The sequence below is a fragment of the Bradyrhizobium sp. MV1.5 genome, from assembly GCF_055807615.1.
Window position 1 is genome coordinate 36,106 of the sequence record NZ_JBVVPL010000019.1, and the last position, 22,270, is coordinate 58,375.

At 63.9% G+C, this 22,270-nt stretch carries 28 protein-coding genes; 8 read left to right on the top strand and 20 right to left on the bottom strand.

Annotated elements, in window-relative coordinates; translation table 11 throughout:
* Positions 1-28 precede the first annotated feature (28 nt).
* On the top strand, positions 29-1,474 hold the full coding sequence (atzF, locus tag AC0L2J_RS19030) for an allophanate hydrolase (RefSeq protein ID WP_473393065.1): 1,446 nt from the start codon (positions 29-31) through the stop codon (positions 1,472-1,474).
* A gap of 10 nt (positions 1,475-1,484) precedes the next feature.
* Here the strand turns inward: atzF and AC0L2J_RS19035 are convergent, their stop codons facing one another.
* The 5 genes from AC0L2J_RS19035 to AC0L2J_RS19055 form a co-directional block, all read right to left on the bottom strand.
* A complete protein-coding gene (locus AC0L2J_RS19035; RefSeq protein WP_473393069.1) occupies positions 1,485-2,210 on the bottom strand; it encodes a Crp/Fnr family transcriptional regulator in 726 nt (241 codons plus the stop codon).
* Between the two features lie 90 nt (positions 2,211-2,300).
* Entirely contained in the window at positions 2,301-3,140 is an 840-nt protein-coding gene (locus AC0L2J_RS19040; RefSeq protein ID WP_473393073.1) for an ABC transporter ATP-binding protein, read from the bottom strand.
* A 20-nt stretch (positions 3,141-3,160) separates the two neighbouring features.
* Positions 3,161-4,009 (bottom strand): ABC transporter permease, encoded by an 849-nt coding sequence (locus AC0L2J_RS19045; RefSeq protein ID WP_063995726.1) that lies wholly within the window; start codon positions 4,007-4,009, stop codon positions 3,161-3,163.
* Positions 4,000-5,154: an NrtA/SsuA/CpmA family ABC transporter substrate-binding protein gene (locus tag AC0L2J_RS19050; RefSeq protein ID WP_473393079.1), complete on the bottom strand. Its 1,155-nt coding sequence runs from the start codon at positions 5,152-5,154 to the stop codon at positions 4,000-4,002. The genes AC0L2J_RS19045 and AC0L2J_RS19050 overlap by 10 nt, the downstream gene beginning before the upstream one ends.
* Positions 5,154-5,384 (bottom strand): hypothetical protein, encoded by a 231-nt coding sequence (locus AC0L2J_RS19055; protein WP_157234093.1) that lies wholly within the window; start codon positions 5,382-5,384, stop codon positions 5,154-5,156. Before AC0L2J_RS19055 ends, AC0L2J_RS19050 begins: the two co-directional genes overlap by 1 nt.
* Between AC0L2J_RS19055 and AC0L2J_RS19060 the strand changes: the two genes are divergently transcribed.
* Together AC0L2J_RS19060 and AC0L2J_RS19065 are read left to right on the top strand one after the other, a co-directional pair.
* Complete coding sequence (locus tag AC0L2J_RS19060) at positions 5,374-6,054, top strand: hypothetical protein (RefSeq protein ID WP_007612263.1); 681 nt, start codon at positions 5,374-5,376, stop codon at positions 6,052-6,054. The genes AC0L2J_RS19055 and AC0L2J_RS19060 overlap by 11 nt on opposite strands.
* Before the next feature lie 79 nt (positions 6,055-6,133).
* A complete protein-coding gene (locus AC0L2J_RS19065) occupies positions 6,134-6,856 on the top strand; it encodes a glutathione S-transferase (protein ID WP_473393086.1) in 723 nt (240 codons plus the stop codon).
* An 82-nt stretch (positions 6,857-6,938) separates the two neighbouring features.
* Here the strand turns inward: AC0L2J_RS19065 and AC0L2J_RS19070 are convergent, their stop codons facing one another.
* Together AC0L2J_RS19070 and AC0L2J_RS19075 are read right to left on the bottom strand one after the other, a co-directional pair.
* Complete coding sequence (locus tag AC0L2J_RS19070; RefSeq protein WP_007612258.1) at positions 6,939-7,112, bottom strand: hypothetical protein; 174 nt, start codon at positions 7,110-7,112, stop codon at positions 6,939-6,941.
* Between the two features lie 237 nt (positions 7,113-7,349).
* Positions 7,350-7,823 carry a hypothetical protein gene (locus tag AC0L2J_RS19075; protein WP_035975114.1) on the bottom strand — a complete coding sequence of 158 codons (474 nt, stop codon included), beginning with the start codon at positions 7,821-7,823 and terminating at the stop codon, positions 7,350-7,352.
* A gap of 246 nt (positions 7,824-8,069) precedes the next feature.
* Between AC0L2J_RS19075 and AC0L2J_RS19080 the strand changes: the two genes are divergently transcribed.
* Positions 8,070-9,725 (top strand): fumarate hydratase, encoded by a 1,656-nt coding sequence (locus tag AC0L2J_RS19080; RefSeq protein WP_473248551.1) that lies wholly within the window; start codon positions 8,070-8,072, stop codon positions 9,723-9,725.
* 161 nt (positions 9,726-9,886) lie between these two features.
* On the opposite strand, the gene AC0L2J_RS19085 is transcribed toward AC0L2J_RS19080, so the two are convergent.
* From AC0L2J_RS19085 to AC0L2J_RS19110, 6 genes are all read right to left on the bottom strand, one after another.
* Positions 9,887-10,807, bottom strand: a complete 921-nt coding sequence (locus AC0L2J_RS19085) for an SH3 domain-containing protein (RefSeq protein ID WP_473393090.1) — start codon at positions 10,805-10,807, stop codon at positions 9,887-9,889.
* 14 nt (positions 10,808-10,821) lie between these two features.
* The gene (locus AC0L2J_RS19090) at positions 10,822-11,118 is read right to left on the bottom strand and encodes a hypothetical protein (protein WP_007612254.1); all 297 of its coding nucleotides are present in this window, start codon (positions 11,116-11,118) and stop codon (positions 10,822-10,824) included.
* A gap of 107 nt (positions 11,119-11,225) precedes the next feature.
* Positions 11,226-11,780, bottom strand: a complete 555-nt coding sequence (locus tag AC0L2J_RS19095) for an inner membrane-spanning protein YciB (RefSeq protein WP_456769170.1) — start codon at positions 11,778-11,780, stop codon at positions 11,226-11,228.
* A 12-nt stretch (positions 11,781-11,792) separates the two neighbouring features.
* Positions 11,793-12,368, bottom strand: a complete 576-nt coding sequence (locus tag AC0L2J_RS19100) for a hypothetical protein (RefSeq protein WP_473393095.1) — start codon at positions 12,366-12,368, stop codon at positions 11,793-11,795.
* A gap of 77 nt (positions 12,369-12,445) precedes the next feature.
* Positions 12,446-12,715 carry a hypothetical protein gene (locus AC0L2J_RS19105; protein WP_473393098.1) on the bottom strand — a complete coding sequence of 90 codons (270 nt, stop codon included), beginning with the start codon at positions 12,713-12,715 and terminating at the stop codon, positions 12,446-12,448.
* Positions 12,716-12,756: 41 nt separating this feature from the next.
* Positions 12,757-14,154 carry a carotenoid oxygenase family protein gene (locus AC0L2J_RS19110; RefSeq protein ID WP_473393219.1) on the bottom strand — a complete coding sequence of 466 codons (1,398 nt, stop codon included), beginning with the start codon at positions 14,152-14,154 and terminating at the stop codon, positions 12,757-12,759.
* 106 nt (positions 14,155-14,260) lie between these two features.
* On the opposite strand from AC0L2J_RS19110, the gene AC0L2J_RS19115 reads away from it, so the two are divergent.
* Positions 14,261-14,986, top strand: coding sequence for a TetR/AcrR family transcriptional regulator (locus AC0L2J_RS19115; RefSeq protein ID WP_473393101.1), 726 nt, complete (start codon positions 14,261-14,263; stop codon positions 14,984-14,986).
* A gap of 50 nt (positions 14,987-15,036) precedes the next feature.
* Here AC0L2J_RS19115 and AC0L2J_RS19120 read toward each other — a convergent pair whose 3' ends face one another.
* The gene (locus tag AC0L2J_RS19120; protein WP_473393222.1) at positions 15,037-15,657 is read right to left on the bottom strand and encodes a hypothetical protein; all 621 of its coding nucleotides are present in this window, start codon (positions 15,655-15,657) and stop codon (positions 15,037-15,039) included.
* 164 nt (positions 15,658-15,821) lie between these two features.
* Between AC0L2J_RS19120 and AC0L2J_RS19125 the strand changes: the two genes are divergently transcribed.
* Complete coding sequence (locus AC0L2J_RS19125; RefSeq protein ID WP_007612233.1) at positions 15,822-16,382, top strand: SET domain-containing protein; 561 nt, start codon at positions 15,822-15,824, stop codon at positions 16,380-16,382.
* Positions 16,383-16,525: 143 nt separating this feature from the next.
* Here the strand turns inward: AC0L2J_RS19125 and AC0L2J_RS19130 are convergent, their stop codons facing one another.
* Together AC0L2J_RS19130 and AC0L2J_RS19135 are read right to left on the bottom strand one after the other, a co-directional pair.
* The gene (locus AC0L2J_RS19130; RefSeq protein WP_007612232.1) at positions 16,526-16,924 is read right to left on the bottom strand and encodes a hypothetical protein; all 399 of its coding nucleotides are present in this window, start codon (positions 16,922-16,924) and stop codon (positions 16,526-16,528) included.
* A 38-nt stretch (positions 16,925-16,962) separates the two neighbouring features.
* The gene (locus AC0L2J_RS19135) at positions 16,963-17,193 is read right to left on the bottom strand and encodes a hypothetical protein (RefSeq protein WP_007612230.1); all 231 of its coding nucleotides are present in this window, start codon (positions 17,191-17,193) and stop codon (positions 16,963-16,965) included.
* A 101-nt stretch (positions 17,194-17,294) separates the two neighbouring features.
* On the opposite strand from AC0L2J_RS19135, the gene AC0L2J_RS19140 reads away from it, so the two are divergent.
* Both AC0L2J_RS19140 and AC0L2J_RS19145 read left to right on the top strand, forming a co-directional pair.
* The gene (locus AC0L2J_RS19140) at positions 17,295-18,116 is read left to right on the top strand and encodes a helix-turn-helix domain-containing protein (protein WP_007612227.1); all 822 of its coding nucleotides are present in this window, start codon (positions 17,295-17,297) and stop codon (positions 18,114-18,116) included.
* 67 nt (positions 18,117-18,183) lie between these two features.
* The gene (locus AC0L2J_RS19145) at positions 18,184-18,849 is read left to right on the top strand and encodes a DsbA family oxidoreductase (RefSeq protein WP_007612225.1); all 666 of its coding nucleotides are present in this window, start codon (positions 18,184-18,186) and stop codon (positions 18,847-18,849) included.
* 8 nt (positions 18,850-18,857) lie between these two features.
* On the opposite strand, the gene AC0L2J_RS19150 is transcribed toward AC0L2J_RS19145, so the two are convergent.
* The 4 genes from AC0L2J_RS19150 to AC0L2J_RS19165 form a co-directional block, all read right to left on the bottom strand.
* A complete protein-coding gene (locus tag AC0L2J_RS19150) occupies positions 18,858-20,021 on the bottom strand; it encodes a GNAT family N-acetyltransferase (RefSeq protein ID WP_473393108.1) in 1,164 nt (387 codons plus the stop codon).
* 142 nt (positions 20,022-20,163) lie between these two features.
* A complete protein-coding gene (gene ccoG / locus AC0L2J_RS19155; RefSeq protein WP_473393112.1) occupies positions 20,164-21,603 on the bottom strand; it encodes a cytochrome c oxidase accessory protein CcoG in 1,440 nt (479 codons plus the stop codon).
* 31 nt (positions 21,604-21,634) lie between these two features.
* Positions 21,635-22,024 carry a DUF302 domain-containing protein gene (locus AC0L2J_RS19160; RefSeq protein WP_007612210.1) on the bottom strand — a complete coding sequence of 130 codons (390 nt, stop codon included), beginning with the start codon at positions 22,022-22,024 and terminating at the stop codon, positions 21,635-21,637.
* A gap of 42 nt (positions 22,025-22,066) precedes the next feature.
* Complete coding sequence (locus AC0L2J_RS19165) at positions 22,067-22,270, bottom strand: YgaP family membrane protein (protein WP_007612209.1); 204 nt, start codon at positions 22,268-22,270, stop codon at positions 22,067-22,069.

Below are 22,270 nucleotides of genomic sequence, written 5' to 3' on the forward strand. Positions count from 1 at the left end.
CGGCCATTTGGGCGAAGCACTTAATTGCTTGTTGGCCGCGCAGAGCTGCCGCAATTTCGCGCCTGCCGGTTGGATGAGGAGATATTCCGTGAGCCAGTGTGTCGCGCGCCTCAGGACAAACTACGAAGGCATTGCCAGGAGTTCGTCGCTGTTGCTGGAGGCGATCGGAACGGCGTATGACCGGATCGAGGCCGAGGGCGACCGCAATTGCTGGATCTATCTTCGCCCACGGCAGGAGGCACTCGAAGAATGCCATAAGCTGGTGGCGCGCGCGCGGACGGGCGAAAATCTTCCGCTGCTCGGCATTCCATTTGGTGTGAAGGACAATATCGACGTCGCGGGAATGCCGACCACTGCCGCATGTCCGGCCTTTAGCTACACGCCCTGGCATTCCGCGCATAGCGTCGAACGCCTCACCGCAGCCGGCGCAATTTGCCTCGGAAAGACCAATCTCGATCAGTTCGCCACAGGCCTGTCCGGCGTGCGCTCGCCCCATGGCCCCTGCGCGTCGGTTGCCGATGCGCGCTATGTTGCGGGCGGCTCCAGTTCCGGGTCCGCGGTCGCCGTGGCGGCCGGGCACGTCGCCTTTGCGCTCGGCACCGATACCGGCGGCTCGGGGCGCATACCTGCCGGGTTCAACAACATTGTCGGAATCAAGCCGACCGTTGGGCTGGTATCATCACGTGGCCTGGTGCCGAATTGTCCGACGATCGATTGCGTTTCGGTATTCTGCAATACTGTCAGCGACGGCGAGGCAATCCTCGACATCATCGAAGGGTTTGATTTCGAAGATCCCTATAGCCGCCTGCCCAGAACCTTTTTCCCCGCCAACGGAGCGGCGGCATCATTCCGGTTCGGCCGCGTTGCGCCAGCAGATATCGAATGCTTCGGCATGTCGGAATGCGGCGAACTCTATGAGAGCGCTTGCGAACGTCTTGCTCATATCGGAGGAACGGCGATCGAGGTGGACTTCGCCCCATTCCGCCAGGCCGGGGAGTTGATGTTCAGCGGTCCCTGGGTCGCGGAGCGGCACTCTGCCATCGCTTCGCTCATCGACGTCGAATCCGGCGCCTTGCTTGATGTCACGAGGACCGTGCTGGGCTCGGCCGCCGGCTATTCGGCGATCGACACGTTTGGCGCCATTCACCGGCTGCACCGGCTTCGCCGCGACGCCGAAGCAATCTTTGCCAGCATCGATGCCCTGGTGGTTCCGACTGCACCGCGGCCGTTCACACTGGAGGAGATGCATCGTGATCCGATCACCCTCAACAATCGTCTGGGCTACTACTCGTACTTTGCCAATCTACTCGATCTCTGCGGCGTCGCCGTTCCGAATGCGAAATTGCCAAACGGCATGCCCATGGGGGTGACCCTGCTGGCGCCGGCCTGGCACGATCGCGCGCTGATCGGACTGGCGCGGCGGTTCGAGGCCGGCGCAGACGGATCGGCGTTCGAATTGAAATCTGGCGGCTAAAGGGCGGACATTATCCCATCGCCTGTCCGAGCGTAGAAACATCCAGGATCGAAATCATGGATCTTTCGTATCTGATCACGCCTTCGTCCTGGAGCCGCGCGAGTTGCACGGTCACCCATTGCCGGGTGGATCCGATGAGGTTGGCGAGATCCCCGTGGGTAAACGGTATGCCGACGACGATCTCACCGTCGCGCTTTACGCCGTAGACATGCGACAGGAAGATCAGCAGGCTATGCAGCCGCTCGGTGACCGAGCGCGTCCCAAGCATCTGGGCCATTGCCGAATAGCATCGCGCCTTGAATGCGAGGGCATCCAGCAAGGCGACGGCGATTGCCGGCGATTCAAGCGCAAGCCGCCGCAACGCCAGTCCGGGCATGAACGTCAACCGGCTGCGCTCGGCCGCAACCGATGTCCACATGTGCGGGCCCGTCCCGAATATGTCGGGCCCGCCGACGAAGTTGCCGGGAAACCAATAGGCGAGCGTGACTTCGCGCCCCGACGGCGCCGCATAGTAGCTGCGTATGCGCCCCTCGCTGATCAGGTAGATCCCGGCCTGTGCGTCGCCCTGAGACCAAACCAGTTGGCCGGCTTCCAGGATCTTTTCGCGTCCGATCGCACGCAAGCGATTGCAATCAGCCCGGTTGAGACCATCCAGCAAGCCGGGTAGCGGTCTGACGAGATCGTCCGACTCTGCGAGCATCACACCTGCCGCTATCGCGCTGTTCGCCCTGTGCATGGCCGGCTCCGCATGTGAGACCCGGCATCGGTTATTCAAGAACCATGCCAGCCCGCTGCGGTCCGCCTCAGACCCGCGGGCTCCGCGTCATCAGTCCGTGTCCGACTGATTGAACGCCCGCAACCCTTCTGCGCGGATGACGTCGAGACAATCCTTCTTGAGCGAAAGATATGCTGGCTCGACCATGAAAGAACTCGACCGTGGGCGCGGCAGCTTGACCGCGACTTCGCGCAGGATGCGGCCGGGTCCCGCGCTCATGATGAGAACGCGGTCGGCCAGCACGATGGCTTCATCGACGTCATGCGTCACGAATACGATGGTCGCCTTGATCCGGTCGCGCAACGCCAGCAGATTGTCTTGCATCACCGCGCGGGTCTGCGCGTCGAGTGCCCCGAAGGGCTCGTCCATCAGCAGCACACGGGGCTGATTGGCCAACGCTCGCGCGATTGCCACGCGCTGTTGCATGCCGCCGGACAGCGTGTTCGGATAAGCGTCGGCGAAACGCTTGAGGCCGACCATCGCGATCAGATCGTCGGCGATGGCATACGCTTCCGTCCTGGACTTCCCGAGCATCCTGGGACCGTGGGCGATGTTGCTGCGGACGGACTTCCAGGGGAAGAGATGCGGCTGCTGGAACACCATGCCGACATCGGGACGCGGACTGTAGACGGGCGCGCCCTCGACCAGGATCTCGCCTTCGAACGGCACTTCCAGCCCGGCGATCGTATTGAGCACCGTCGACTTGCCGCAGCCGGAGGGGCCGGCGATGCAAACGAACTCGCCAGGCGCCACGTCAAACGAAACGCGATCGACCGCGATGATTTGCCCGCGCTTGGTGTCGAAAACGATGCTCAGGTTCGAGACTTGAATGGCCGGTTGTTTTCGCGCCGATTCGACGGAGGCAGGCGAACTTGCCAGCGCCAGTTTCATGCCAGATCGAGATCCCGACATCAGCGCCACCAGACAATACGTTCGGCAAGAGCCGCAAACAGCCGGTCGGCGATGAACGACATCAACCCGAGCGCAGCGAGCCCGCCCATGACCTGGCCCGTTTGCAAATTCTGCTGCGCAATCTCTATCCTGTAGACAATGCCGGCGAAAGCGCCGGCCAGTTCAGCCGCGACAAGCGTGTAGAAGGAGATGCTGACGGCGGTGCGCAACCCGACCACAATGTAGGGAAGCGCCCCCAGCAGCACGATCTCCTGCAGCATCTGCCGTCGGGGCGTGCCGAGCATCAACGCCGCCCGAATCAGGCCACGGTCGACCTTCTGCACGCCGATGTGAGTCGAAAGCCATACCGTGAAGAATACGCCCCATACGACGAGGAACAATTTTCCCGCCTCCGACAGGCCGAACCAGAGAATTACGATCGGCACGAACGCAATCGGCGGAATTGGCCGCAAGATATGGAATAGCGGGGACAGCAAGCTCGAGATAACGGGGAATTGGCCGGTAAGAACACCGAGCAGGATGCCGAGCGCGCCGCCTATGATGAATCCTGTGGTGACGCGAAAGAGGCTGGCCAACAGATCGCTAAAGAACTGTCCGCTTCGTATCCATTCAAGCACGGCCGCAGCAACCACCGTCGGCGGCGGAAACAGCACCATGTTGACAGCCCCGGAACGGGAGACCAGTTCCCAGAGCCCAATGAACAAGGGAAGCGAAAGCGCCCCGACCAGAATATTGAGGCGGCGAAGCCGAACTGAATTCGGCCGCCGAGCGCGACCGCCAGTGCGGATGGCAATATCGCGTCCCGCTGAAGTGGCTTCCTGCATGGCCGCGCGGGTGGCTATTTCCATGACAGGGTGACGCGTGCGGGGTCGACCTTTTTCAGTGGCTCGGTGACGACGACCTTGCTGAAGTCGGGCATCGCCGCTCCCGGAGGATGGTTGCCGCTCTCGAGGCGCCATGCGGAATGGGTCTTCAGAATCTCGATCAGCCGGTCGTCGAGACGCACCCGGTAAACATAGTCGGCCCAGATGGGGGCGAGTTCGTCCCGCTTCATTCCAACCGCGTCCGCCACTGTCGTGATTGCTTCATCCGGGTGTGCCTTCATCCAGATCTCGGCATCGATCAGTGCGGCGATGAAGTTCTCGACCAGCACTGGGTTGGCGTCCAGATAGGGCTTCATGACGACGATATTGAACGTCTCGGAGTAGGTGCCCTTTGTATCTATCTCAGCGACGGCTTCGCCCAGGGCTTTCTTCGCGTTGGCGACGTGGGGCTCCCAGGTGTCGATCGCGTCGATGCTTCCGGCTGCAAGTGCCGGCAGCATCTCCTGCGGCCGCAGATTGACGAGGGTGACATCCTTGGACGTCAATCCCGCCGACTTCAGCAAGGTCGCGGTGTAAACCTCGCTACCGGTGCCGGCAGTGAAGGCGATTCGCTTGCCGCGAAGATCTGCCCTGGTCTTGACGCCGGCCTTGGCCGCGACGAGTGTCTTGAGATCGGAATATTCCATCCCGGCGACGAAGGCGATGGGCTGGTTTGCCATCGTCGAAGCGGTGACCGGCGCCTCCGCCGTCGTCGCGATGTCGGCACCGCCCCCGATCACGGTGTCCAGGCACTGCTTGCCGGACGTGAAGTTCGACACCGTGATGTCCAGTCCGTGCTTTTCGAAAATTCCCTTCGACTTGGCGACGATCGCAAGGCCGGAGATCGGTGCGAGATTTTGCGCCAGCCGGGCCTTGAGCAGTTCCGCGGCCAGGGCGCAGTTCGGACCGATGGCAAGACCGACGGCAAGGCAGCAAAGGGTGGCACGGCCGGCAATTGCCGTGATTGGGCGGGTGGTGGTCCGGTGCATGACGATCTCCCTTGCGCCGCGCGCTGCGCAGCCCCGATGTGATCGCGGATACCGCCCTGAACGGTCCCGCCACAGTCCCCGCGTCCTCCCCTGGACGACCACTTGAGGATCGGCCCATTTGGTATGCTCGCCCGGCACCATTATTCCGGGAAGCAATTAATCGACATGGCGGTCGGGAAGCGGCTGGGAATCGTCGGCGATCCCGCTGACCAACTGATCGCAGACGACATGAAGAACAAGGCGTCGTGCTTCTTGCAGGGCGCCTTTTTCTTTTGGGCGTCTCGCATCGCGGGATCGGAATAAGCGGGCCTGCGTCGGGTTGAAATCTGGCGGCCAACGACAACACAAAGGGAGGACAGGATGATCCGCATTGAGAGATCCGTGACGATTTCAGGCCTCGCGCTCGCCGCGGCCTTGCTGGCGGCGCCATCGGCGCAGGCGCAGTCGGCCGATATGACGTTCTTCGTGACTTCCAACGGTCCTGGCAAAGGCGCCGATCTCGGCGGCCTGGAGGGGGCCGATGCGCAGTGCCAGAAGCTGGCCCAGGCCGGCGGCGCCGGCAGCAAGACCTGGCGCGCTTATCTTTCGACCCAGGCAGCCGACGGCAAGCCGGCCGTCAACGCGCGCGACCGCATCGGCAAGGGACCGTGGCAGAACGCCAAGGGCGCTGTGATCGCCAAGGACGTTGCCGACCTGCACGGGGCGGCCAACAACCTCACCAAGCAGACCACGCTCAGCGAGAAAGGCGAGGTCATCAACGGCCGCGGCGACACGCCGAACCGCCACGACATCCTCACGGGTTCGCAAGCCGACGGCACCGCATTCCCCGCGGGTGACGACAAGACCTGCAAGAACTGGACGTCGAGCACGCAGGGGGCGGCGGTCGTCGGCCACGCCGACCGTCAAGGCCTGCGCGACGACGAGCCGTCGAAATCGTGGAACAGCTCGCATCCCTCGCGCGGTCCCGACGGCGGCTGCTCGCAGGCCGATCTGAAGAGCACCGGCGGCGACGGCCTGCTGTATTGCTTCGCGTCGAATTGAGACGCGGAACTCGCTCCGCCGTCATGGCGTTCGTGGTTGCGTGCTACACTCGCCACCCCCGCAATCACGGACAGTTTCCATGAAATACGAGCTCTATTATTGGCCCGAGATCCAGGGCCGCGGTGAATATGTGCGGCTGGCGCTGGAGGAGGCGGGCGCGGCTTACGTCGACGTGGCGCGTGGCCCGCGCGGCACGGCTGCGATGATGAAGATGATGGACGCGCACGAGGGTACGCCGCCCTTCGCGCCGCCGTTCCTCAAAGCCGGCAAGCTCGTCATCGGCCAGACCGCGAACATCCTGCTCTATCTCGGCGGCCGCCACGCGCTCGCCCCGAAGTCGGAAGCGGGTCAACTCTGGGTGCATCAGCTCCAGCTGACAATCACGGATCTCGTGGTCGAGATTCACGACACCCATCATCCGCTCGGGCCCTCGCTCTACTACGAAGATCAGAAGCCGCCGGCGAAGAAGCGCACGGCCGACTTCTGGGGCGAGCGCGTGCCGAAATATCTCGGCTATTTCGAGCAGCTCCTTCGGGACAATGGCGGCGCCTATGTCACCGGCCGCAGGCTGACCTATGTCGATCTCTCGCTGTTCCAGATCGTCGCGGGGCTGCGCTATGCGTTTCCGAAGCGGATGAAGGCGTTCGAGACAGATATCCCGGGCCTCGTCGGTCTGCACGACCGCGTCGCGGCGCGGCCGAACATCAAGGCCTATCTCGAAAGCCGGCGCCGCATTGCCTTCAACGAGCAGGGCATCTTCCGCCGCTACCGCGAGCTGGATGGTCAAAGCACAGCAGAGTGATGCGCGCGCTCACCGAAGTTGCGGCCGGACACGCGAAAAGCCCGATCGACCGGATCGGGCATTTCATCTTCGACGCGGCTGATCAAGCGAGCTGATCGATCCGCGTACCCTGACCCGGCGGCAGCGGCGCAGGCGGCGGCGGCTTATAGGTCGGGTCGTTGTCCTTGGTCTTGATCTGATCGTCCTGCTGCTTGGTCGTGTCGTAGCTCGGCACCACGATCGCGATCGGCGGCGGCGAAACGGTAGAAACGCTCATCCACAAATCCTCACATATGGAAACAACTGACACTGCGCCGCGAGACGCGAAATTTCCTTCAAGCCAATCGTTAAAATGCGAGGGATCCGGTGCGGTGGAATGTGCTCTCGGGCCTCTCCTCGTCATTGCGAGGAGCCCTTGCGACCAAGCAATCCAGTCTGTCACCGCAGAGACAGTCTGGATTGCTTCGCTTCGCTCGCAATGACGGAGTGCGTGGAAAGAGCGGGGTCGCCCCGCCTATTCGTCTTTGCCGCGCGTGATCGCGATGGACGCATCCGTCTTGGTGCGGGTGCATTCCATGTTGAGACGCCGGTAACGCATGCTGATCTTGTCGCCGCGCAAGAGCCCCATCCGCTTCAGGCAGCGTGTGGCGCCCGTGGTCGTATCGTCCTTGGTCACGGTGAAGACGATCGCCGCCATCGACCCTACCAGCGCAAAGAACTCCGGCTTGGGCTTGCGATCGCCCTTGGCATAGAGCTCGATGGAATATTTGTCGCCACGGCAAGCCACGGACAATTCCTTGGCCGCCGGATGAGTCAGATAGACGACATTCGCGGCGCGGAAATTCACCTTGAGGCGATCGACCTGGTTCGCCAACTCCTTGGCGCTGTCATCGCAGCGGTCCGCGCGGGCGGGCGAGGCGATGGTCACAAGGCCGGTGATGGCGGCGGCGACCAGGATCGCGCCGCGGACGTGCAAGTTCAATGTCATGATGAAAAGCCCCTTAGCGGGCGCATTCAACCGTCGTCGCAGGCGGAGCGCAAGGGGTGCGCTCAAGGTCTTCACCGGCATCATGAGGGTCTGGTGTCCGCCGACAGCCGCCGAAAATAGGTCGCCATGCCGCCGAATCGGGATGCCCCGACCGCACCAGAGCGCCTTCCCTTTGCGGCAAAAAAGCTTAGAACGCTTCTATGAAAGGGGCCATGCGAGGGCCCCAAAACCCCGAGATTCCAGCCCATGAACGCTCCCACCGCCTTCCCCGACCCCGCAAAGCCCGTTCCGCCCTACAAGCACACGCCGCTGTTTCCGCTGGGCAAGGACGAGACGCCCTACAAGAAGATCACAGCCGATGGCGTGCGGGTCGAGAAGGTCTTGGGCCGGGACATGCTGGTGGTGTCGCGTGAGGCGTTGCGGGCGCTGTCGGAAGCGGCCTTTGGCGACATCAACCACTATCTGCGGCCGGGTCATCTGAAGCAGCTCCGCGCGATCCTGGAGGACGGCGAGGCGAGCCCGAACGACAAGTTCGTCGCGCTGGACTTCCTCAAGAACGCCAACATCGCCGCCGGCGGCGTGCTGCCGATGTGCCAGGACACCGGCACCGCGATCATCATGGGCAAGAAGGGTTGCAACGTCATCACCGACGGTGACGACGAGGCGGCACTGTCGGAAGGCGCGCGTGATGCTTACCTGCGCCGCAATCTGCGCTACTCGCAGGTCGCGCCGCTGTCGATGTACGAGGAGAAGAACACCGCCAACAACATGCCGGCGCAGTGCGAGATCTACGCCGAAGGCGATGACGCCTACAAATTCATGTTCATGGCCAAGGGCGGCGGTTCCGCCAACAAGAGCTTCCTGTTCCAGGCGACGCCCTCGGTGTTGACCAAGGACCGGCTGCTCGCCTTCCTGAAGGAAAAAATCCTGACGCTGGGCACCGCCGCGTGCCCGCCTTATCACCTCGCCATCGTGATCGGCGGCACCTCGGCCGAGCTCTGTATGAAGACCGTTAAGCTAGCGTCGGCCCGCTATCTCGATGCGCTGCCGACCCACGGCTCGCCCGACGGCAACGCGTTCCGCGACGTCGAGATGGAGCAGGAAATCCACAAGATGACGCAGTCGCTCGGAGTGGGCGCGCAGTTCGGCGGGAAATATTTCTGCCACGACGTGCGCGTGATCCGCATGCCGCGTCATGGCGCCTCGCTCCCGATCGGGCTCGGCGTGTCCTGCTCGGCCGATCGCCAGGTGCTCGGCAAGATCACCAAAGACGGCGTCTATCTCGAAGAGCTCGAGCACAACCCGGCGCAGTATTTGCCGCAGGTCGAGCAATCGCTCGGCGGCGAGGTGGTCAAGATCGACCTCAACCAGCCGATGAAGGATATCCTTGCCACGTTCTCGAAGTACCCGACCAAGACGCGGGTCTCGATGACCGGCACCATGATCGTCGCGCGCGATTCGGCACATGCCAAGCTGCGCGAGCGGCTGGACAAGGGCGAGCCGCTGCCGGACTATTTCAAGAACCATCCGGTCTATTATGCGGGCCCCGCCAAGACGCCGGAGGGCTATGCCTCCGGTGCGTTCGGCCCCACCACCGCCGGCCGTATGGATTCCTTCGTCGATCAGTTCCAGGCCGCCGGCGGCTCGATGGTGATGGTCGCCAAGGGCAACCGGGCGCCGGCCGTGCGCGAGGCTTGCAAGAAGTATGGCGGCTTCTATCTCGGCTCGATCGGCGGTGCCGCGGCGAACCTTGCCGAGCACTGCATCAAGAAGGTCGAGGTGCTCGAATATCCCGAGCTCGGCATGGAAGCGATCTGGCGCATCGAGGTCGTCGACTTCCCGGCGTTCATCATCATCGACGACAAGGGCAATGACTTCTTCAAGGAGTTGAATCTGGGTTAGTTCTTCACCTCGCTCCGGAATGCCAGAAGAGCTCGGCCTGCATGGTTCGAGACGCCCGCTTTGGCGGGCTGCTCACCATGAGGGCCTGATATCTCGCCGCGAAACACGACCTCATCCTGAGGGCCCGCCGGAGGCGGGCGTTTCGAAGGATGGGCCGCAGGCTAACTGCAATTCGTGACCTGGTTGGAGCACAGCCCGCGCCACCAGCCGCGGACGCCGTCCTGGCTCTCGACAAGGCCCCAGAGGCCGCTGCAAGCAAAGATGTGCTTCGGCCCGCCGTCGGTGTCGATCGGGCCGCCAAGCTCGCGCTGGGCCGGCATCCACTCCGCATCGACGAAGGGCGCCTGGAACAGGCCGCCCATGCGTGTCGCGCCATTGGCGTAGGACGCGCCGACCTTGTTGGAGGCGACCCAGCCGCGTCCGGCATAGGGCTTCGGCGCGCTACGCGGATATTTCTTGTCGTCCTCGTAGTCCTTGCCCGGCGGCTTGGCGCCTTCAATCAGAAACCAGCCGCTCTTGAAGCCGATGATGCGGAATTCGGTGAGCCAGCCGCCATCGGGCGTGTTCTCGCTGCCGCCGAGCTTGAGCCGGTAGGGCGGCGGAAGCGTGCCGAGCACACGCGCCTTGATCGATGGTTCGGCACGCACGTTTAGGCCACCAGGATCCTTGTCGACGGACCACGCGCCGAGATCGCACGGCTCGGTGCCGTCGGGGAGCGTTGAGCGCTTGGCGGCGAGATCGGCGTGCAGCTTTGCGAAATCAGTGTCGTCGTTTTCGGGATCCGGCCCGCTACGCGGCTCCAATGCGGCTGAGACTGCGTGCGTCGCATCCGGCGTCAGCGCGATCACGAGAGCCTGGCGCGCAGCGAACACGCTTGCAGGCGACTTCGGATCGTTCGACGAGGCCGGATAAACGGCGAGGTAACCCGTGGAACCTTCGGTTCGATAGGCCATGCCGGCGACATAGCCTGCCGGGACCATGGCGAGCGCGCTTGCCCGCCACGCCGGTTCGGCATTGTCCGCGCGCGCCGCTTGTGTCGCGACACACAGGATCGTCGCCGCGATGAGACCGAGCGCGCGCACGGTTGCCGCGCGGCTTAGGCGCGCGTGCCGGTGAACGGGAAGCTGCCCATCGGACCAATGCCCATCTCACCGCTCATGCTGTCGCCGGAGACGGTTCCGATGAATTCGAGCGTCAACGGCATCGGATTGGTGATCGAGACCTTCCAGTTGACCGCATCGCCGCTGACAGTGCCGTCGAAGATCTCGGTGGTTTGACCTTCGGCGCCCTGCGTGCCCGTCAGCGTTCCGCCGGAGCTCAGGAGCGTAAGCGTTGCCTGACGCTCGCCCATCGGCGTCGTCATGGTCAGATTCCAGTTGCCGTCTACCGCCATTCCCGTCTCCCGAACAGATCCAGGCAGGCCGCGACGATCCGCAGCCAGTCCTGGGGCGAGCGTATAGCGCAACTCATGGCGGCTGACCAACGTCGCGTGAGCGGCAATCAGGCGCGGGCGGCGGCGCGCCGGCGGCTGGTGACGATGAGCCGCAGAACGACATATTGCACGGCGAAGGCGAGGATCTTGGCACCGCCCGCGACGACGGAGATGTAGAACGCCCACAGCTTCAGATCGCCGGTCGAGGCGACTGCGATCGTGCCCGCCCCGATCACGAACATCAACACGGCCCAGGCATAACCCGCGGCAGTTACATATTCAGGGACGGTCTCGGTGACGATCGGCGGCATGTAGCGCAGCATCCAGCCGCGCTTGAGCATGATGACGCCGATTGCGAAATGCGCGATCGCCGGCTTTGCCAGCATGAAGCGGGGATCATGTGTGAGCAGCGTGACCGCGCCGAGCACGATGACGAGTCCCAGACTGGCATAGGTCATGAAGCTCAGCTGCTGCCCTTTGACCCGCGCGTAGATCACCTGCGCGATCGCGCCGGCGATCGCCAACGACGTTGCCAGCACGACGTTGTCCGTGATGAGGTAGATGACCAGGAAGACGATGGCAGAGAGGAAGTCCGAGGCGAGGCGGGCGAATACGTCCTTCATCGTCGATCCTGTTCAGCGGGAGGTGTGCGTTGCGCTGGCCGGCGCACGGTACTTGATCTGCCGATATTCGGGATACCATTTTGTGAAGTAGATCGCGCTGTTGCGGGCGGCGAAGGCGACCGCAAGGCTCGACCAGAGCGGCAGGCCGGGGACATAGAGCAGCACGAGATTGGCGGCCGCCATCAGCAGCGCAGCCGCGGTCCAAGCGCCGGTGATGACGTAATTGGCATGGAGAAAGCCCGGCATTGCCGCGGTCTCGGCCGGCACGGCCTCCAGCGCGTATTGCAGCGTGAAAGGACGGCGGACCAGCATCGAGCCGAGCGAGATGACGAAGATGCCGATGTCGAGCGACAGCTTGACACCGAGCGTGCCGAGCGTCGGGTCGAACAGCGCGAGGTTGAGGCCGATTGCGGCGAATAGCAGTGCCGAGCCCATAGCCAGGATCTTCACCGAGCGACCGCGCACGACATCGATCGCGACGGTGGCGAGACAGATTGCCGAGGCTACGAAGACGCTGATCGTGGCCGAGGTCATCAGCATCAGGAAGGTGAAGGCGCCGTAGGGCGCGAGGATCAGGAAAATCGCCATGGTCCGCCTCGGTCAGGCCTTATCTTTACGATGTAAAGATCAATAAGTCAGGAGCACGACGGGGTCAAGCAAAATCTTTACAGTGTCAAAATGACGTAAGCGACTTCCAAAAATTGAATTGCTGCAACGGCTTGGTCGGCCACCTCGTCGATTAATCCGGCCCAGGGCAGGTGCGACAGCACAGGTAACGCACAGGCGATCGAAAGGACGAAGGCGAGCAAGATGCCGCCGTTGAAGATGGTTTGGCCGCTCCGCCGCGGCCAGATCATCTGGAGCGTGATCCCGGCGCAGATCAGGACCAGGATCAGGACAGCGAGGCGGTCCGCGGCGATCGAGGGCATATGCATGCGAGACCCTTTTGGTGACATCAGCGATGTCGAGAGGAGAGCTACGGCGCGCCGATCCAATTGCCGTGAAAACCGTCGGGCACGCGATGGCCGAGTTGCACCAGCGCGACGGGACCGGCCTCGACATCCGTGGCGTTGAACACGGCGAGGTCGCTGCGGTTTTCCCGCGCGCGCCAGACCACCGCCAGCAGCCAGCCGTCGCCTTCCGCGGCATCCTGCGACCGCTCGACGAAGACGGGTTCGGAAATGGTGTCGCCGACCGGCAGCAGGTAATGGCCGAGACGCTTTCCATGACCGTCGACATGGACGACGCCGGACAGCGCGCCGAACATCGGCAGCTTCGGATTGGCGCAGGCGTACCAGCCGTGACCGCTCTTCAATCCGGCGCGGCGGTCGTCGATGCGCGGGAATTCGCCGGTGAGATCGTCGAGATAGGTCTGCTGGAAGCGGTCGGTGTCGCCTGAGAGATCGAACGACCAGCGGCAATGGCGGGCGCGCGACTTCTCCGGATCGGTCTGCCGGCCGTCGGGATGCGGAAACAGCGGCGCTTCCTCGAACTGCATGACGTCGGCGATGATGCGGTTACCGTCCTCCCACGCATTCATGACGTGGAAGACGTAACAGGCTTCAGCGCGGAACCAGACGATGTCCTTCGCGCTGCCCTTGCGCTTGATCACGCCGACATAGGCGCCCTTGTCCGGTTCCCAGGCATAGGGAGGCCGCCCGCTCATCGCGCGCTCCATGCTGCCGGTGATGGGCAGGATCGGAAACAACACATGGTTCTCGGTGACGATGAAGTCGTGCACCATGCTGGCATAGGGCGCCTCGAAGCGTTCGAAGCGCGTCGCCTTGCCGGACGCATCAATCGATCCGTAAGAGAGGGCAGGCGTCAGCGGACCCGCCGCATTGTAGCCGAAGAACACCAGCTCGCCGGTGACGGGATCGATCTTCGGATGCGCGGTGAAGCTGCCGGCGATGCGGCCCTGATAATTGTGATAGCCGCGCGTCGCGAGCGTGCCCGGCTCGATCTCGGTCGGCAAATGCGCTTCCTCCAGCGCCAGCAGCTTGCCGGCATGGAAGATGATGTTGGTATTCGCAACGCCCCCATCGGTCAGGTTCGCCGGCGCATCCGGCAGCTTGCGGCCAAAGCCGCCGAACAACGCGCGGCCGGCATCGTGCTCGGCCAGCCATTTCGGCGTCCGGATCCAGCGGTTGCGATAACTGGCGCGGCCGTTCTCGAGGTGAAAGGCGTGCAGCATGCCGTCGCCGACGAACCAGTGCGCGCCGGGCGACTCGAACTGCGGATTGGGGCCGTTGCGATAGAGCGTGCCGTTCAGTTCGCGCGGCAATTCACCGATGATTTTCAGGAAGGACGCGTCGGCCTCGAACGGAATCGGACCGAGATTGTGGCGGCGTTCGGCACCTGCGTCCTGCTGCACGGCGTATCCCTCCTTCATCTTTACATCGTAAAGATGAATAGCCGTACGAGGGGTTCTCGTCAAGCGAAATCTTTACACTGTCAATATTGCGTCCTATAGCTTGCCGATGGGCAAGAGCGAAATCAGGACAGAAACCGCGCGCGGTGCGCGCGCTTCAAAGAAGGCGAGCGCGCCGGCGCGTCCCGCGCGACGACCGGCGAGCGTCAAGTCCGAGGCGCCCTATCACCATGGCGCGTTGCGCGAGGCGCTGCTGCAGGCCGCCGAACGGGTGCTGGAGCGTGACGGGCTCGCCGGCCTGACGTTGCGCGCGGTGGCGCGCGAGGCGGGCGTCTCGCATGCGGCGCCCACCCATCATTTCGGCGACCTCACCGGGCTTCTCAGTGAGCTCGCGGCAGTCGGCTTCCGCCAATTCAATGCGGCGATGGCGTCGTCCTCCAACGCCGCCACCACCCCGCTCGAGCACGCGCTGGCGCGGCCGAAAGCCTATGTCGCCTATGCCCAGGCTCATCCCGGCATGTACGGCATCATGTTCCGTACCGAGCGCCTCGACTATTCCAGGCCGTCGTTGCACGAGGCCGCCGAGGCGTCCTTTGCCGGGCTTGCCAATGCCGTCGGCATGATGCGGCAGGAGCAGATCAGCGGCGACGCGCTGACGCTCAATCAGGGCGCCGCGATCGCGCGCGCCTGGTCGATGGTGCACGGTTTTACCATGCTGCTGCTCGATGGGCGGCTGGAGGATATTCTGGGCCGCCTGCCCGAGGGGACGACGCCTGAACGCCTGCTCGAGGCGATGCTGATGTCGCCCGTGACGGGGAAGCCGCCGGGTCCCTGATTCAGCCGGGACGAACGCAACCTTTGCGGTGGTCGCGCCAAGACGAAAGCCTAGCGCATCGTCGCGAGCTCGACCGCGCGGCCGAGTGCGCCGATGATCTTCACCTCGTCCTTGCCGCAGGTAAAGCTGCGGGCGAACTCGTCCGCGGCCTTGCGCGCGAGCTCATTGGCGTTCGGGTTGGCGATCGCGTCGACATAGGCGACGTGGCAGACGGGGCCGGGTGGCAGCCGGGTCACGATCAGCATGGCCTTGGTGTTCGGCCGCCCCTGCTTGTCGGGATCGGTGCCATCGGCGATGTGCCAGCGCTGGATCATCGCAAACGGCTTGGCGGCCGCGGTGCGCCATTCGACGGTGGTCCCGGACGAGTTGAACGGAGCGAACCAGACTTTTGCCGCCGGTTCCTCGGCCGCGGCCTTGCGATTGCGGCCGACGGAGACGATTTCGCGAAGATCGTCCTCGGCGATCAGGACCACGAGGCCATCCTTGCCCTTGCACACCCGGGTGGTGCTGCCGTCGAGCTCGCTGGGCTTGCCGATCTGGCGGCAATCCTTCGGGGCCGTCGAGCTATATTGGCTGCCCACGGATTGGGCGTTGGCGCGGTCGAGACCGCTGCACATCAGCAACATGGCCAAGAGCAATACGGCCAAGGCTGCGGTGGTGATGCGGAACACGACGACACCTTTGACGAGCGGGAACTTCGTACCATCAGACGTCTTGATTGTGGGCAAGGTTCAAACAGTCTCGACAGACACCTGACAGCGGCGCGGAATCGTTCTAGAAGAGCGGCTTCGCTTGGGCTCTTTTAGCCTTGTTCGCGTCCTCGTTTTTCGTGATCATGCCAGCCACCTCCTCGAACAAACCTTATCGCGTCGGCCGCTCGAAAACCGGGCTCGGCCTCTTCGCAACCAAGCCGATCAAGAAGGGCACCCGGATTATCCGTTATTACGGACCAATCCTGGACTCCCGGATTCCCGAGCACGACGACATCGAGAACAAATACCTGTTTGAGCTCAACGGCCGCTGGACGATCGACGGCTCGGTGCGCAAGAACCTAGCGCGCTACATCAACCATTCGTGCCGGCCCAACGCCGAATCCGACGTCCGGCCGCGCGAGCGCAAGGTCTTCATCCGCGCCATCAAGAACATCGAGCCGGGCGACGAGATCAATTACGACTACGGCACGGATTATTTCAAAGCCTACCTGAAGCCGATCGGCTGCAAGTGCGAGTCTTGCGAGAAGAAACGCAAGAAGCTGCGCGCCGAGGCACGGGTCGAACGCGCCAAGGTGAAGGCGCGCGCGGAGCGTAAAGCGCAGAAGGCGGGGGCGAAGCCCGTCAAAAAGAAGAAGCTCAACGGCGTCGCTGTTGGCAAAGCCAACGGGCGCCCGCGGGCGTAGCCTGAGTTCGAGCTTCTGGCAAAACTGTCATGCCCCGCGAAAGCGGGGCATGACAGTACGCCGCGGCCTCTCCGTATGCGACGACTTCCTCTGGGATACCGGGTCGCCGGTCAAGCCGGGCGACGACAGCGAGTGATGTGGCCTCACGCGGCCAGCACACTCCCGCTCCTGCGCAATCCCACATATTGCAGTTCGGCAAACACGCCGGTCGCGATTGCCTGCGCCACGACCATGAGCTCGCCGGCAAGGTTCGGCGACACCGCGCCCGAGAGTAGCAGCGCGATGCTGCCGACCGTCCAGGCCGCGTTGCCGACCACGACCAGCACCACGAGCGGCTTTGCCACGGCGGCGCGTGAGGCAAGCCAGCCGACGAGTGCGGTGTAGGCGAGCAGGAACAGGCCGGTCTCGCGCAGCAGTGCTTCGGGCAGGTTGAACAGTGACGCGAACGCGCTGGCGCCGAAAGTGAAACCGAGAGCGGCGACGCCGCTGAAGATCGCGTCGGCAAGAAGCGCGCGGCGAAGGAAGGTGGATGCGTCGATCATCGTGGGTCTCCATGGTTGGGTTGGGCTCGAGGTGAAACTCAGTGCCATCCGCGCCACCAGGCGCGGAGCAGGCGGGCGAGGCGGAACGGACAGAGGCTCCTGCCGACGCTGTGCTCGAAGGCTGTGACCTGCGCGACGACATAGTCGCCGGTCGAATGCACCAGCGGCTCCGGCATGTTGAGGCTGCGCGCCAGCATCCGGGTTGCGAGCGCCATGGCCCAGGGAACAAGGTGGTCTGTGATGGTCCGGTAGAGCAGCAGTGCGATCATGGTCGTCTCCTGATGCGACCCAGGATGCGCCGACCCAAGGCCCAATTCGATTACCTCCGACGTAATGGAAGGGCCGAAATCTGCGTGCTAGGTTTTCGACCATGAACGCACATGCATCCGCGGCACAGGCCGAACGCAGCCAGCCGATCCATATCGGCGACCATTTGCGCGAATGGCGGCAGCGCCGCCGCATGAGCCAGCTCGATCTCGCCGGAGAGGCCGAAATCTCGGCGCGGCATTTGAGCTTCGTCGAGACCGGCCGCGCCGCACCCTCGCGCGACATGGTGCTCAGACTTGCCGAGCGCCTCGACGTGCCGTTGCGCGAACGCAACGTGCTGCTGGTCGCCGCCGGCTATGCCCCGGCCTTTCCACAGCGCCCGCTGGAGGATCCCGCCTTGAAATCAGCCCGCCAGGCCATCGACCTCGTCCTCAGGGCGCATGAGCCCAATCCGGCGCTGGCGTATGACCGGCACTGGAATCTGGTTTCGGCCAACCGCATGCTGGCGCCACTGCTCGCCGGCATTCCGCAGCGGCTGCTCGGTCAGCCCTTCAACGTGCTGAGGCTCGCCTTCCATCCCGAGGCGCTGGCGTCGCGCACGGTCAATCTCGCGGAATGGTGCGGACATCTCTTGGAGCGGCTGCACCGGCAATGCGAGGCGACCGCCGATCCCGAGCTGATCAAGCTGTACAACGACCTGAAGAGCTATCCGATCCCGGCGCGCGCGGCGCCGCTGTCGAGCGACAATGTCGCGATCCCCTTCAAGCTGCGACACGACGGGGAGATCCTCAGTTTCTTCTCCACCACCATGGTGTTCGGCACGCCCGTCGACATCACGCTGTCGGAGCTGGCCCTGGAAACCTTCTTCCCGGCCGACGAGCGCACTGCCGAGCGGCTCCGGCAAATGGCAGCAGCCATGAGTTAGCGGCCTTGCCTCGGAATGGGTTCGGCTTATCTTTGGGCACAACCCGCAACGCCCCAAGGAGGCGCTCATGAGCACCCTAAAGCCGCTCCAGATTGATGTCGTTTCCGACGTGGTGTGCCCCTGGTGCTATATCGGCAAGCACCGGATCGAGAGCGCGCTGGCGCTGGTGCCCGATGTTCCGGTCAAGCTCAATTTCCGTCCCTTCTTCCTCAATCCGTGGGTGCCGTCCGAGGGCATCAGCCGGGAGGAGTATCTCACCAAGAAGTTCGGCTCGGTCGAGGCCTATAAGGGCATTGCGGGGCGCGTCGTCGCGGCCGCGAGCGAAGAGGGGCTCGTCTATCGGCCCGAGCTTGTCGCGCGTCAACCCAACACCACCGACTGCCACCGCCTGATCCTCTGGGCCGAGGCGATCGGCAAGGCGCCCGAGATGAAGCAGCGCCTGATGGAGCTTTACTTCCGCGACGGCGGCGACCTCACCGATTTGAACGTGCTTGTGCAGGCGGCTGCCGATGTCGGCCTCGATGCCGACGACGTGCGCAAGCGCCTTGTGACCGACGAGGACGTCGCGCGCGTATCGGCGGACGCGCAGGAAGCCGCCGAGAAAGGCATCTCCGGCGTGCCGACCTACGTGTTCGCGCAAAAATACGCCGTCTCCGGCGCGCAGGATCCCAACATGCTCGCGCGCGCCATCCGCGAGGTCTCCGCGGAGATCAACGCCCAGGCGGCGGAGTAGGAGCTCTCTTATTTACGAAGCAGACGAACTGCGCGGCGCGCCGCCGCGTAGGCGATGCCGTGCGCGACGAGTGCTCCGTGAACAAGCGTCACGATGGGGTCGTTCCGCCGCAACGGTATCAGCACGTCGCCGACGGCGAAGCGCCCGCGCCAGATCGGATTGATCATGGGGTGATCGGCGCTCGCCGTGGAATCCGCGCTGGCGATGGCGGGATCGGCACAGAGGCGGCGGGTGAGCTCGAGCGTAAGCTGCACGCCCGGCGAATATCTTGCAAAGCGCTCGTCGATGCCGAGCTTGAAGAAGAAGGCGCGGTCCTGATGGCGCAGCACGATGCCGGCGGCCACCGGCGTCGCGCCCGCGCGAAGGGTGACGATCTCGCATTGCGCGGTTTCTGCCAGCGCGGGAACGGCGCGGCGGATGAAGGTTGCATCGCCGGCATGTTGGGCCAGCGCGGTTCCGCGCTTGCCTTTCCAGCCACTGGCTTCGAGCTGCAAAAATGTCTCGAGCGCCGGCCTGATCTCGTCGGGGCTGCGCGCGACGTCGAACACGGCTGCGCCATGTTCTTCGAGGCGATGCCGTTGGCGGCGTAGTTCCTTGAGCTTCTTGGTGCCGAGCGCGTCGCGTAGCAGCGTCTCGCCGTCTTGTGTCGCGTCGAGACTGGCGCGGATGTAGGAACTCAGGAGGCGCGGCCTCAGGCCGTCGCGATTCAGAACCTCGTTGAGGGCGGTCATTGCTGCCCCATCGAGCGCGACGTCGTTCAGCACGAGCGTATGGGCGCCGGTCGCGCGGGCCTGCTGCAACAGGCGCGTCGCTGCCTCGATCGGGGCATCGCGGTCAATCAGCGGGCTGCACAGCGTGCCGTAGGGATGCGCGCTCACCAGCGCGGGCAGGGGGATCTTCCATGCCCGCCAGAGCGAGATCACCGGCATCAGCCCGATCAGCCGCGATCCCTCGCATGCGGCAAGCGCCGAGGCATCGGTGCGGTCGCGCGCGGTTGCGCTGACAGCGAGTTCCCAGCCCGGCAGGTAATATCCGTTCGGCTCGATGGCGCGCTGCGCGAGGGCGCGCCACTGGCCGGGTTCGATCGCCGTGAGCGGGACGCGCGCGCGCGCGGCCGCGGCATGCTTTGCCGATGCCGGCTTGATCGCATCCTGGTGCGCGATGTCGACCACGTCCCGTCGTCCCCGTTCAGGAGGCCATGCTTAGCGCAAAGATTGGAAAATACCGTTGGGACGCCGCTTCAATTCGAGTGGTAATATTAACGTCTCGTTGAGCATCCGGCCGCGAGCCGCCGGATACCGCGGGAGACGGTGCCTAGCGGTCACCCGGTACGAAATGGTCGCGGGCGCTTGCACGTCCGCCGCCGGCGGCGTCGGTGATCCCGATGTCGATGTCGCGCGAGGTCTGCGGCAGCTGCGTCGGGCCGACCTGCACCGACAGCCGGACCTCGCGGGTTTGATCCTGCCCGACCTCGACGACGGGCTTGCCGTCAGTTCCAGCCTCGATGCCGGCGACGCGAATTGTCGCGCCCGGCAGGCCGGAGATTTCGAGCGCAAACGACCGCTGCGCGCCCTTGTTGAGGATGCGCACGGTGTAGTCGTTGCGGACGCCGCCATCGGCGAGCTGAACGAAGAGTGGATTGCGCTCGTGCAGCACGTTGACGTCCATCGTCGCGCGCGTGGCGAGCGCGTAGAGCATGATGCCGCCGACGATGGCAATGGCCGCAGTATAGATCAGGGTGCGCGCGCGGATGATGCGGTAAATCGGCGCCTTGCCCTCGCTCCGGCGCTGCATGTTGATGTCGGTATCGTAGCCGATCAGGCCGGCGGGCCGGCCGATCTCGCGCATGACGTTGTCGCAGGCATCGATGCACAGTCCGCATTGGATGCAGCCGAGCTGGATGCCGTGGCGGATGTCGACGCCGGTCGGACAGACATTGATGCACTGATGGCAGTCGATGCAGTCGCCCGCGATGTCGCCATGGCTGCGGGCGACTTCCGCCTTCTTCACCGACATGCGTGGCTCGCCGCGGTCGCGGCGATACGTGACGTTGAGTGCCCATTCGTCGGTCAGCGCCGCCTGGATGCGCGGCCAGGGACACATGTAGATGCACATCTGCTCGCGGGCGTGGCCTGCAAAGACGTAGGTCGTCGCGGTCAGGATGCCGATCCAGAGATAGGCGATGAAGGGAGCCTGGAAGGTGGCGAGCTCCTTCACCAGCGTCGGCGCGTCCGCGAAATAGAGCACCCAGGCGCCGCCGGTCCACCAGGCGATCATGATCCAGAGGAAGTGCTTGGTTGCGACCTTCCGGATGTGACCAAAGGTCCAGTAGCGCTTGTCGCCCAGCATGCGCTCGCGCCGGTCGCCCTCGACCCAGCGTTCCACTGCATAGAACAAATCGGTCCATAACGTCTGTGGGCACATGTAGCCGCACCAGATACGACCGGCCACCGCGTTCATCAGGAACAGCGCCATGGCGGCAATGATGAGCAGGCCCGTGAAGTAATAGACTTCCTGCGGCCACAGCTCGATGAAGAAGAAATAGAAGCGGCGATGCGGCAAGTCGACCAGGACAGCCTGGTCCGGCAGGCCGGGTCCGCGGTTCCAGCGAATGAAGGGCAGCAGATAATAGGTCCCGAGCGTGACGCAGAGGATCGCCCATTTGATGCGGCGGAACGGCCCGTGGACCGATTGCGGGTAGACCTTCTTCCGCTTCTCGTAGAGCGGGCCTTCGATGATGGTGTCGTCGGTCATGGTCGGCCTCTGCAATCAGTTGCGAATGAAATCACGCAATGTCGGCCACGACTTGCTTCAGCAACTCGCGAACTTGTCCGGCGACGGTGCCGAGCTTCGGGTTCTCGACCGCCGCCATCGACGCGACGGGATCGACCGCGGAAATCTCGACCTTGCCGCCGTCGTGCTGCTGGATCACGACGTTGCAGGGAAGCATCGTCCCGATCTTGTCCTCGAGGGTCAGCGCCTCGTGGGCGAGCTTGGGATTGCACGCTCCCAGGATGAGATACGGCCGAAAATCGGCCCCGAGTTTCTTGTTGAGGGTGTCCTTGACGTCGATCTGGGTAAGCACACCAAAACCATGGTGCTTCAACGCCGCAATCGTCGCCGCAACCGCCGCATCGAACGGCAGCTCGACCGTCTTCGAGAAGTGATATGTCACGGGCTGTCTCCGTCGAACTAGGTTGTCTTTGCCGCGCCGCGCTCAAGAGAACGCGCAGCCGCCTCGCAACCCGAGCTTCCGGAACACGACCGCTGCGGGGCAGAATCCGGTGAACGAGGCCTGGATCATGTTCAGGCCGGCAAAGGCCGTCAGCAGATACCAGTAGGCGTTGACGTAGGTGCCGAGCGCGAGTCCGAGCAGGACGACGAACCCCGCGAAGGCGAGAACGGCTTTGTCGACATTCAT